Origin of the sequence: Pseudoalteromonas sp. APC 3893 (assembly GCF_030408095.1) — a bacterium.
GTDB lineage: Bacteria > Pseudomonadota > Gammaproteobacteria > Enterobacterales > Alteromonadaceae > Pseudoalteromonas.
This window is the reverse complement of record NZ_JASDCD010000032.1, coordinates 21,199-32,102: the sequence shown is the minus strand read 5'-3', so window position 1 is coordinate 32,102 and position 10,904 is coordinate 21,199. Positions and strand designations below refer to the sequence as shown.

General features: G+C 38.3%; 11 protein-coding genes. 2 read left to right on the top strand and 9 right to left on the bottom strand.

The window, feature by feature from the left end; translation table 11 throughout:
- Positions 1-123: 123 nt before the first annotated feature.
- The 6 genes from QMA12_RS20540 to QMA12_RS20515 form a co-directional block, all read right to left on the bottom strand.
- Positions 124-606 (bottom strand): DUF2975 domain-containing protein, encoded by a 483-nt coding sequence (locus QMA12_RS20540; RefSeq protein ID WP_290211300.1) that lies wholly within the window; start codon positions 604-606, stop codon positions 124-126.
- A 1-nt stretch (position 607) separates the two neighbouring features.
- Positions 608-1,462 carry an alpha/beta hydrolase gene (locus QMA12_RS20535; RefSeq protein WP_290211299.1) on the bottom strand — a complete coding sequence of 285 codons (855 nt, stop codon included), beginning with the start codon at positions 1,460-1,462 and terminating at the stop codon, positions 608-610.
- Positions 1,463-1,712: 250 nt separating this feature from the next.
- A complete protein-coding gene (locus tag QMA12_RS20530; RefSeq protein ID WP_290211298.1) occupies positions 1,713-1,946 on the bottom strand; it encodes a ChaB family protein in 234 nt (77 codons plus the stop codon).
- Between the two features lie 20 nt (positions 1,947-1,966).
- Complete coding sequence (gene sodC / locus QMA12_RS20525; protein WP_290211297.1) at positions 1,967-2,536, bottom strand: superoxide dismutase [Cu-Zn] SodC; 570 nt, start codon at positions 2,534-2,536, stop codon at positions 1,967-1,969.
- Between the two features lie 380 nt (positions 2,537-2,916).
- The gene (locus QMA12_RS20520; protein WP_290295308.1) at positions 2,917-4,755 is read right to left on the bottom strand and encodes a diguanylate cyclase; all 1,839 of its coding nucleotides are present in this window, start codon (positions 4,753-4,755) and stop codon (positions 2,917-2,919) included.
- Positions 4,756-5,009: 254 nt separating this feature from the next.
- On the bottom strand, positions 5,010-6,242 hold the full coding sequence (locus QMA12_RS20515; RefSeq protein WP_087532363.1) for a cytochrome C: 1,233 nt from the start codon (positions 6,240-6,242) through the stop codon (positions 5,010-5,012).
- 225 nt (positions 6,243-6,467) lie between these two features.
- On the opposite strand from QMA12_RS20515, the gene QMA12_RS20510 reads away from it, so the two are divergent.
- Positions 6,468-6,776 carry a hypothetical protein gene (locus QMA12_RS20510; RefSeq protein WP_087532364.1) on the top strand — a complete coding sequence of 103 codons (309 nt, stop codon included), beginning with the start codon at positions 6,468-6,470 and terminating at the stop codon, positions 6,774-6,776.
- A 77-nt stretch (positions 6,777-6,853) separates the two neighbouring features.
- On the opposite strand, the gene QMA12_RS20505 is transcribed toward QMA12_RS20510, so the two are convergent.
- Both QMA12_RS20505 and QMA12_RS20500 read right to left on the bottom strand, forming a co-directional pair.
- Positions 6,854-7,441: an ACP phosphodiesterase gene (locus QMA12_RS20505; RefSeq protein ID WP_290211295.1), complete on the bottom strand. Its 588-nt coding sequence runs from the start codon at positions 7,439-7,441 to the stop codon at positions 6,854-6,856.
- Positions 7,442-7,548: 107 nt separating this feature from the next.
- Positions 7,549-8,679 (bottom strand): AraC family transcriptional regulator, encoded by a 1,131-nt coding sequence (locus QMA12_RS20500; protein ID WP_290211294.1) that lies wholly within the window; start codon positions 8,677-8,679, stop codon positions 7,549-7,551.
- Positions 8,680-8,900: 221 nt separating this feature from the next.
- On the opposite strand from QMA12_RS20500, the gene QMA12_RS20495 reads away from it, so the two are divergent.
- Positions 8,901-9,704 (top strand): DUF2306 domain-containing protein, encoded by an 804-nt coding sequence (locus tag QMA12_RS20495; RefSeq protein ID WP_087532366.1) that lies wholly within the window; start codon positions 8,901-8,903, stop codon positions 9,702-9,704.
- A gap of 72 nt (positions 9,705-9,776) precedes the next feature.
- Here QMA12_RS20495 and QMA12_RS20490 read toward each other — a convergent pair whose 3' ends face one another.
- Positions 9,777-10,796 carry a metal-dependent hydrolase gene (locus QMA12_RS20490; protein ID WP_290211293.1) on the bottom strand — a complete coding sequence of 340 codons (1,020 nt, stop codon included), beginning with the start codon at positions 10,794-10,796 and terminating at the stop codon, positions 9,777-9,779.
- Between the last annotated feature and the right edge of the window lie 108 nt (positions 10,797-10,904).

Here is a 10,904-nt window from a genome sequence, read left to right as displayed (position 1 = left end):
ATTCATGCTGTTGTGTGGTAACAAGCCTAATTGCACGTTCACGAAATTCTGATGTATAGCGATTTGATTTTTTCATAGTTCCAGTTTCTCAAGTTATTGAGTCTCTGGCAAACACGGGGCGATTCAAACTATAAAGCCTATAATGTCGGTATCTTGAATCACTACAGCTCGTTTGAGCTCACTACCTGTGAACATATTTAGCAGTGTTACTAACAACGCGGGATAAAAAGCAACAAACAAAAATTGTAGTATTAATAAGCCACCAAGCCATTTAAAGCATTGAATATTTTTTAAATTAAAAAACAACCCTTGGCGGTAAAGCATGAATAAGCGTATTAAAATAAGATTTATAATGACGTATGGCAGCATTTGCGGTAACGCCAACCAAGCTATTGTATTAAAACTATTTGCCGATAATGTATTTGCGGTACTTTTCCAAGAACCGGTCACATCAAGCCCTATCCACAAGTGGGTACCGTTAGCTTGAGTAAAATTTAAAACATCACTGCCATTAAGTAACATTACAAGGACGGTTATTAATAAAGTAGCTAGGGTCAAAAAAAGTAACGTTAGTATTACGTTACTCATCATTATTATTTTTTTCATTTTAAGATTTCTTTTCGTTCAACTGCTTTACTAATCGCTGATAATGTAGCTGTAACTTATCACCAGTTAATGCATTACCATGGTGCTTGCCTTTTACAATATATAATTGCTTTTGCTTTGAAAGCGCATGTTGATATAAAGTTTCAGCTAATACAGGTGGTGTTTGAGTATCATTTTCACCAGTAATGATTAAAAGCGGGGCTGTAAATGATTCCACAACTTTTAAATTATCAACCCTAGCGAGTTCATCGCTAAAATGAAGCTCTACAAACGGCTTTACAAACCAAGGTATACGTTGCGATGTCATTTGCTGCACATTGGTAATACTGCCTTCAAGTACTAACGCATCCGCAGATCGCTCGCTTGCGACGTACCCTGCAATCATACTGCCTAAAGAGTGCCCATGCAAAATAATAGGGGCATTCTCAAGGTCAACAAGGTTGGCGGCATAATCATAAACAGACAATGCATCACGCTTTAAGTTTTCAACTGTTGGTGTGCCTTCACTATTACCGTAACCTCGATGATCAACCATTAAAATATTTACATTCATTGGCAGTATTTGCTGTGCAGGTTCACCACCAGCAACGCTTACACGAAATTGATTACCACCAAAATAAATAACTGTAGCTTGTGCATTATCAACCGTTATCAAGGTGCCACTCAACGTGACATCGTCAAACCCATTAATAGTTATGTTTTCTGCTGTCGCTGTTGGCTCTATTTTATTGAGTTCTTTAACCTGTATCTTTTGATCTGGATTCAAAAAGTGTGACTCATTAACTGAGATTGTCGTACATGCAGTTTGCAGCACAACTAACACTACCGTAGCAACAGTTAGTAACCTATGTTTCATTTTAAGCTCCCCTAGTAAAGAACTTACTATGGCACTGAAAAAATTAAAAAACAACAAAAATTATCGATAATCGATAACTTGTTATTGTTTTTAACGTTAAACTAACGTCTTTCCACTTTACATAATATCGAGCTCATGTGTTCCACATAGACATAAAAAAAGCCGCTACAGTAATGTAGAAGCTATTTTAAATTATTTAGGCTTTACTAACCTTTAATGGCAAAGCTTTTGCTCAACAGATCAACAATCGCTAGCTATTCGACTTCACCCAATTGCCCTGCTCATTTTTATGATAGCTGTTTTTAACCGCAGACCAAGCAACTTTATGTGCAGTTGTTTCACGGTCGTCATCGTTTTTTCTATCACTGGGATCCTCATAAGTGTCCCAAGCGCTATTAAAAGCCTCTTGATATATCTCTTGAGCATGCTTTGGTAAGTTATCTTTTACTGACTCAGGTAACTCGCTTGTATTTTGATAAGGCATAAATGACCTCCGTATTACTATTACTTAATTACGCCACAAGCAACACGTTTACCGCCACCACCTAATGGCTTAGGCTCATCAGCATAATTGTCGCTTCCCTGGTGGATCATCACTGCATGTTGCTTAAGCTGCTCAAGCTTGAGCCTTGGCGCTAAAACAGGGGATTTAGCTTGTCCATTTTCATTAACAAATAACGCAGGTAAATCGCCTAAGTGACCGTTACTCCAAGGCTCATCGTGGTGTTCAGCGCTGTTTGGATCAAAATGCCCACCAGCAGCCCCAGCAGGAACAACTTTCCCATCTTTTTCCTTAGGCTCACAACTAGCAAATTGATGAACGTGAAAACCATGCTGCCCAGGAGTTAATCCTTTTAAATCGGGGGTAAAAGTAACACCGTGTTCATTTTCTGACAGCGTGATGATGCCTAATGATTGCCCCTGCCCGGCCTTGGTTGCCTGATACATTTCAACGTCAATATTCGCCAAGGCGCTATTTTGTAGACATACACTGGCAAATAATACGGCACAAGCAGGTTTTAAAATACGTGCCATACTTTTTTTCATCATTGAATCAAACTGTAAGCTATTCATTCTAATCTCCTCGTTTAGTAAAAATTTGATAAAACACAACCGCTAACTTAAGCGACAGCTATGTACAAAGCTTCAATCTCTATACCAAGCTGGACAAATTTCTAACTCAGAAACAAAAATACGTTAATATATTGATATTAAAACGGAAACCAAATTAATAAGCATGGATGTTAACTTATAGTTCTTAATTTAATAATAAATTACGCCGTAACTAGGGCATAATTACAAAGAAAGAGACAAGTTTACATATCTTATAAAAATAGGATTCGCTAACAAATAAAATGCATAAACTTATGTGAATAAGATAAGTTGGTTAATCGGGCTTTTAATCATTTACAAAGTATCTCAAAGCCCGTTGATTTAGTTTGTATTAAAAAATTTTACGCAACAATGGTATTTCGGCCACTTTTTTTGGCTTCATAAAGATTAAGATCAGCACGTTTAGCTGCTTCTTCAGGGGTTTCAGTAGCATTGACTTCGACCACTCCCATACTCACGGTTGCCTTAATGTTTTTTGCAGTATGAGTTTGCAACTCTATAGAACGTCTAATCCTTTGCGCAACATCTATAGCGTGTGGCAAAGACTGCTGTTCAAGCACAATTAAAAACTCTTCCCCACCTACTCGGCCGACTTGATCCGATGAGCGTATCGAATGAGACAAGGTATTAACGATTGACTTTATCAACTCATCACCAACATCATGGCCATATTCATCGTTAACCGCTTTAAAGTGATCAATATCAATAGAGATGAGCGAACTTGCTTTACCAGTTTCTTTACCCTGACTAATTGCCCTTTTTTTCATATCTAAAATAGCACGTCGGTTTGCAATGCCCGTTAACTCATCTTTTAATGCTAATAGTTTGAAATGCTTTTTATGTTGAACTTGCTTGTAAGTGTATACAGTTAAAAATAAAAACAGTGCACACATAAAAGCTAAAGCCGTTCGCTGCCAAAAAGATTTATCCAGCGCTAAATCCAAAAGTTCTCCTTTAATTTCGGCTACTTCTTCTAACCTGGCTATTTCTCTATTTTGCTGATTAAAATTAAACATTAATCGCTCTGATAATAATACCCTATCAGCTACACTTTTCACTTGGCCATTTACTATTCGCAGCAACTGGTCTTGTGCATCTACTTGCTGCTTGTAGTTACCTAATTGCGCACTCAGCTGCGAAAGAAACGCAAGGTAGCGCTTAGTGAACCCCATTGGCCTTGTTTGCAGCCTTTCAAATTGAGTTAACATTTCATTTTCTCGCTTTGCAGCAGCAAGGTCACCTGTAGCTAAAAACCACTCGCCATGCGCTAATGCATGCAACTGCATAATCCACTCACTACTAAATGAAAGTTGTTTTGCTTGATTAAAATAAAGCTTGGCCTTATCAAATTCACTTAATTGTGTGTACAGCTCTGCAACTTTGATTACTAAATATGCAAAAGCATCATCATCTTCAAATTTTCTAACAGGGTCAAAAATCGATAAGTAAAGCGGAATGGCTTTATTAATATCCCCTTTTTGTTCATACGCATAAGCAATTTCGTCAGTGATTTTATACTGCTCTTGTACATTAAATACAGCTAACTCTGACTTAGCCCGCTGGAACTGCTCAATCGCTAAGTCATAATTATATAGCGCTAAATGTATATCAGCTATTTCTCTTAGGCTTAGAGCCCGTTCATAGGGGTTCTCAGCTAGATAATAAGCCTGATAAGATTGTTGCGCTGCAGCAAAAGCGAGTTTATACCGCCCTTGTGCTACATACACTCGGTTTAATACCTTATTTGCAAGACCAATAACAGAATACATCTCATGGCTACGGGGTTGGGGTGTGAGAGCTAGTTCAGCAATCGGGCTTAACTTGGCTATTGTTTGAGTATATAACCCTTGGTTATAAAGTTGTGAGCCTTCACACACATTCAGTGAGTACTGAAGTACTTTAGAGCCAGATCTATTGACCACCTGTGTAGCCTGCGTAAAAAAAGATTTGAATGTATACCGCTTTTGCGCTGTGTCTGTTTCGAGAAACCAACATTTAAAAGCCATAACGCGTGCATTATCCACACTATTGTCATAGGGCATACCTGCTTCAAGCGTATTTAATATAGTTTTGGACTCAATCGTTGTCGTATGACCATGATAAACTCGATTTATCATTTCACTAACATCATTAGCAAGAAGGTTTGTTGAAAAAATTAAAAAGAAAAACATCCTGTACATACCCTAAAATCCCTCAGGTTACTGCGCGACGCTTGTTATTTTATTTGCCGCTTTTAAAAATCCTAACAATTATTGCACTAAATCAAATTTAATAATAGCTAACCAATAGTAAAGACTCAAAGAAACACGGACTTAATTAATCATTTTTCATTAGGTTTAGCCATGTTTAAAAGGTGGGTAAACGTAGCTAGTTTGCCAGTTGAACCCCACCATACATAACCATTGGGGTTAACAATAAATATGGAACACAAACATTACTTGGACCATGTAATTTCAGCTAGTTGATTGGTTGCTGTTTGATGAATAATAAGCCCATTATTACCCATTCGCATGTGCCTTATTAAGCCAGAATAAACGCCCTCTTTACTGGGTATTTGCCAGCTTTGCATGGTTTCGCTTGCAAGGTCGAACCTAACTAAGGTTTCAGGTCGTTTTGCTGACTCGTTAAACCAAATAGCGTCATCAGCATATTCAATGGCATACGGGTGACTATCTTTGCCACTGGGGTTATCCCACTGGGTAATTTCACCATTTTTTGGATTATAACGACCAAGCTTCCCCATGCCGGAGTTCACATAAAAAATCATATCATTCGGCGTTATGGCAAGTCGCCGAGTATGAGTTTTCGCGCCAGGCAGTTTGATTTCGCTCAGCTGCATAGAGTTTTTATCAACTTTAATTAAACAGTTGCTGCCGTTGCATGACACCCAAGGCGTACCATTTGAATCAAGCTTTATTCCATAAGGACGAGAACCTTTGGTTGGTAAAGTAACAAGCTGTATGTCGCCATTTTTGGGGTCAAGTTTACCAATCATATTACTGTGTTGCAGGGTAAACCAAAACGTCCCAGCATCATCAAACACACCCGTATGCGGGTCGCGAGCTTTTACATCTGGCATTTTATAAACTTTAAATTGCTCTGTTGCCAAATCTAAATAGCCAACGGTGCCATTTTTATTACCTAAAAACCAAGGCGTCTGGTTTTTATCAAGTGAGACACTGTGCGCATAGGTGCCGCTTGGCAAGGTGTATTCTTTCATATCACCCGTTTTAGGATTTAAACGGCCAAGGATGTTTCCCCATTGCCCAACCCACCAAATAATGCCGTTTTTACCTTGTACTGGGTCTCGCGCACGTTGGCCAAGTGTTGGCACTTGCCAATATTTAAAGTTTAACTTGAGCTCTCCATCAACTACCTTTGAGTCACGCTTAGCGTTAACTGGATAATGTTCTGCTAAATAAGCACTTATGTCTTGAGTTAATTGCGTGTCTGAGCCAGTATCAACCATGTAGCTAATAAGCGTTTTCCAATGTTCTTGACTATAACCCGCACTGCGATCGAGATTCTTAAGGCTATGGCAACTACTGCATAACTGTTCAACTAATTGCTTCGTCTCTTTGGCCAAAACAGATACTGGTGAAATTAATACTCCTGATACGGCCATTACAGCTACATATTTATTAACTACAGATTTATCCCTACTCATAACGCCCCCTTACTTTTTTATCATTAAAGCATAGGGTAAAAACACTTACCATCAATGTTTATTTTGCAATAATTACCGAGCTTTAGCGCCAATATTAAAAATAGTTTATCGTCAAACTAAACCTCATTCTATAAAAACCTTACCGCCACATTGCTGGCTGCCAACAAGCTCAGGTATAATCACTTTTTCAGGCTTTATTTTCAGCCATCTAATTTGGATTACACAATGAAAAAACTCTCTGCCGTGCAAATCAAGCAACAAGCACTTGTACTGAATGTTGCCGACACAATAGAAGAACAAGGTCGCAATGAACTAAAAGGTATGTTGCAATGCTGGTTTGATGTGGAATATCACTTATTTCCTGGCTCACTACTAATGTGTTTTCAATTTGAGGATGAACAAGCACTAGCGGCAGCAGAACCAGAACTTTTAAAGTGGCAAAAACGCTTAAGTGGTGCAATGCTTAAAAAAGGGGTTATCTTAAAAGATATGCGCAAGCATTTAGTGTTCACCCTTAAAGGGCCTGATGATTGATTTATTAAGTAACGAGAAACGGATTACGAGCTTCAAAATTTGCGGCTGGTTACTCTACTCTCGTAACTACTGAAAGCTTAGAGCTCTTCAATCCCCTGCTGTCTCACATGCTCAATAAGTTCTGGAAAAAACGCTAAAAATAGCGCATCTAACTCACGGTAATTACGCTTGATATCCTCCACCGCACCAGTAAACTCATTAATAAAGCGAATGCGCTTTGCTATATTATCAAGTGCAACTCCTACTCCTTCGAGAGTTTCGTATTCTTTAAACCAATCATCTTCAGTCAAACTCGTTATAACGCGCTGCATTTTACAAGGCATAACAGGCATACGCTGATGTAAAAAACCAAAGCTCATATGTTTAAAGTCAGTTAATCGCTGATGTTCAAAGGTTTGCCAATGCTTAATTAGAAAATGATCAAATAACACATCTATCGCCACGCCCGAAAAGCGCCTTCGTTGTGGTGAAAAATACACCTTAGCGTCTTTAACTAAAGGGTGAGCATCGGTAAACTTATCAACCAAATAATGGTTATTTAGCGCATTTACAACTGATAAAGGGAGATTTTCAGTATATTTACGACCACCAAAATCCCCGAGTAAATTACCAAAATGCGAATCAGCCGTAGGTTTTGCCAAATAAAGATGAGCTAAATAATTCAACGTATTCCTTAAGTTATTTATACAGGCTAATAGCCACAGAAAATTAAAAAACAACAAAATATAAGTGTACGAAAAATAAAGTTACAACCGCCAACCATTTTAGATAATCAACAAGACCCTACATTCGCATTATTATAATTGTCGCTTTGTTTTCTATACTCATTAGGAATATCGCCCACAATGCTTTTAAATACCCGATTAAACGTTGCGAGAGACGAAAAGCCACTCTCAAGTGCAATGCTCAAAATACTCCATTCTTTAGCTTGCTCACTTGCTAATAACCCTTTCGCATAATTTACACGGTATTGATTAATAAACAGATTAAAGTTAGCAACCTTATAATGATATCGAATCGCTCGGCTAATTTTATATTCAGGCACCATCAGCGCTTGCGCAAAATCTGAAATTTTAAGGTTCGTTTGTAAGAATAATTGCTGTTCATTTATGAGTTCAGAAATACCAGCTATCAACTCAGGTGGTACTTGCTCTTGATGAAGAGTGCTTTTGCTAAGATGTTTTACTTCATCACTATCAAATCCAACCTCATCATTCTGAGGTAGCGTTTGCTTGTTGGCGATACTTGCTTGTAGGGTCATAACAGTGTGCATTGCAAATACAATTAACAGTGCAGAAGAAGTGATAATTAGCGGGTTATATAGCTCAATCTCCGCTGGGCTAAATATAAATACAGGTAATATACTGGCATTAAAAACCGCTAAAAAGTACGCACTTGCAAAAATCACTGATTGCACTTTTTGAGCGTGTGTTTTGCTATTAAAACCTCTCAGCGACTCCCAAAAAGAAAGCACTAAAATGCACGATGAAAGTAAACCTGTTATTTCATTCATGCCTTGTTTTAATCGCCACATTATATGACTGCTAGAAAGTGGTTGCGGGTCAAGGCTAACTAAATAGTGCCATGTTTGATTAAACATGATCAAAAGCGCGATGGTGCTAGCAACTGCCACATGCCTGCGTGAAATAGGGTTATGCTCACGAAATAAGGCCCGTGAAATTAACCACGAAACATTACACGTTGCGCAAGTAAACAAACCAATAAAGTATTGATACTCACCCAAGCGTGGAGCACTAATTTTTTGCGCCCCTACCATACACAGCGAGCCACAAAATATGGCAAATAAATAATGAACAAGCTGCTTATCTTTTTTAAGCCCATTTAAAAGCATCAAGCTCATACAAACAAAAATAAGCATAAAATAAGGAGACGTATTTTGCATAACAGTGCACTTTTACCTGATGTATAAACTTGCCTAGCCACCATAGTACAAAGTTACTTTTCAGTAAGCAAAAAGACTTTGTGAGGGAATGTGTCTGTATAAATTAATTAATGTCAAAAATCCACAATATATCATTGCTCAAATTTCAAATTTGATAAGAAACCGCCCTTCAAGCCCTTTATATTTGCGTTATTCGTTTAATTCAGAAAAAGAAAACATCAATGCATAAAATTAAATTAAACCCAAGTACATTGCTTAATAATAGTAAAAAAATATGGTTTACGTGCCTGCTGATAGCACAAATCTGCTTTGTGACTTACCTCTCATTGGGATACGGGCTTACGGGCGTCACTACAGGAATCTCTGGTTGGAGTCGTCTAAATAGCACCGCCTATGTTGCTAACGACGCAACTGGAAACTTTATGTATGCGCTACATGTATTATTAGCCATCGTGATGATAATAGGCGGCAGCTTACAACTAATACCCTCTATACGAACAAAGCACCCTCGCTTTCATCGCTATAACGGCCGTATTTTTGTGTTGCTCGCCTGTACCATCTCTGTAGCAGGTATCTACCTTATGATAGCCAGAGGAACCGTTGGCAACACATTAATGCAAGGATTAACTATATTTGGTGGTTGCGTGGTCATTTTATCAAGTATATTAGCAATAATAGCCGCCAAAAATCGTAATATTAGCCTTCATAAAATATGGGCAATACGCTTATACCTCGCAGCAAATGGGGTATTATTTTTTCGCTTGATGATTTTTGCTTGGTTCTTAATATTTGGTACTTTAGGAGTCGATACCACCACGTTTACCGGCCCAACGGTGTTAGCTATAAGTATTTGCTCATATGTGCTCCCTTTGCTTATTGCTGAGCTGGTAAGGTATGCAGAAGATACCACGAATAAAGTTATTACACTTGCCACTGCAAGCTTAATGGTATTGATCGCCATTGTATTTTTAGTGGGTTTATTTGGGGTCGTGTTAGCCAATTGGTACCCTGCAGTGATTAACTAATAAGTACTTTATTAGGATCTCTTAAAGCCCCCCCCCTTATAAAAGGGGGGAAACTAGATTTAGGTCGCCTTATCAGTGAATAGCTTTAGTTGATAAATCAACACTAGGATCTGTAATACGCGAATAAATGAACCCGAGCTTATCTAGTGGAAGCCTATAATTCAGCCTTTGGTAACCCCCGGTAACCCACTGCTGGTTACGTTGCTGTGCAACCACAAACGAGAATACATAATAACTTTCTTGGCCCATTCTTAAGTCACTCATTATCAACTTTTCATCTTGTTGATACACAGCGTAAAGGCCTTTGGTAAAATTTTGCAATAATGTGATGGGCTTTTCTGTATCAAGCTGAGTTAATAATGTATTTGTTGTCGGGTAAAAATCTATATTAACGTTTTCTATTGCATCAAATACCGATGCATAAACCTCATAATGACCTTGTTCAGTTACCGCGACTGCTCGCCAAAGTAACGTATTTAAGGGCGTAGGCGTACTTTCATAATGGGTAAATTCGATATTTTTATTGTTCAGCGCCAGATGAATCTTCTCATTGATATGCCACTTTGCAACTAAGCTCCAGATTAAATAAAACGAACTGAGAATCAACGCGCAGCTATTAATGTACTGCGCATAGAGCTTAAAACGCTCAAAACACAATATGATCGTTGAGACTATCAATGGCACAGTGTACGCGGGGTCAATAATAAACATACTCGAAATGCCAAATGGGTATGTCGAAAGCGGCCACAGTAACTGTGTGCCGTACACTGTAAAACTATCAAGTAAGACGTGAGTACTCAAAATTAAAAAAATGGCCACAGACCATCTGGTACACGAAACACTTTTAGCCCAATTCATTTTAAGCATTAGCCAGGTAAATAAAGGGCTAAGTAAAAGCTGCATCAATAGAGAATGACTAAAGCTGCGGTGATAAACAAAGTTTTCAATCTCGGAGCCATAATTTATCAAAACATCTAAATCAGGCAAGGTGCCAAACGTCGCACCAACCAGTAATGATTTTCGACCAAGCTTATTGCCTAATACTGAATAAGCAACTGCGCTGCCAAGTACAACCTGTGTCAGTGAATCCAATGAAAACCCCTTATAAAATAGCTTAACCGCGAGACTATGTTGTACTGCTTTATCATCGATGTCGATCTCAATGAATAATTAGTTTGTAATTAGTCCCAACTGAAAAAG

Coding starts and splice junctions, on each gene's coding strand:
- QMA12_RS20540 (WP_290211300.1), bottom strand. CDS start 606: ATGAAAAAAATAATAATGATGAGTAACGTAATACTAACGTTACTTTTT.
- QMA12_RS20535 (WP_290211299.1), bottom strand. CDS start 1,462: ATGAAACATAGGTTACTAACTGTTGCTACGGTAGTGTTAGTTGTGCTG.
- QMA12_RS20530 (WP_290211298.1), bottom strand. CDS start 1,946: ATGCCTTATCAAAATACAAGCGAGTTACCTGAGTCAGTAAAAGATAAC.
- sodC (WP_290211297.1), bottom strand. CDS start 2,536: ATGAATAGCTTACAGTTTGATTCAATGATGAAAAAAAGTATGGCACGT.
- QMA12_RS20520 (WP_290295308.1), bottom strand. CDS start 4,755: ATGTACAGGATGTTTTTCTTTTTAATTTTTTCAACAAACCTTCTTGCT.
- QMA12_RS20515 (WP_087532363.1), bottom strand. CDS start 6,242: ATGAGTAGGGATAAATCTGTAGTTAATAAATATGTAGCTGTAATGGCC.
- QMA12_RS20510 (WP_087532364.1), top strand. CDS start 6,468: ATGAAAAAACTCTCTGCCGTGCAAATCAAGCAACAAGCACTTGTACTG.
- QMA12_RS20500 (WP_290211294.1), bottom strand. CDS start 8,679: ATGCAAAATACGTCTCCTTATTTTATGCTTATTTTTGTTTGTATGAGC.
- QMA12_RS20495 (WP_087532366.1), top strand. CDS start 8,901: ATGCATAAAATTAAATTAAACCCAAGTACATTGCTTAATAATAGTAAA.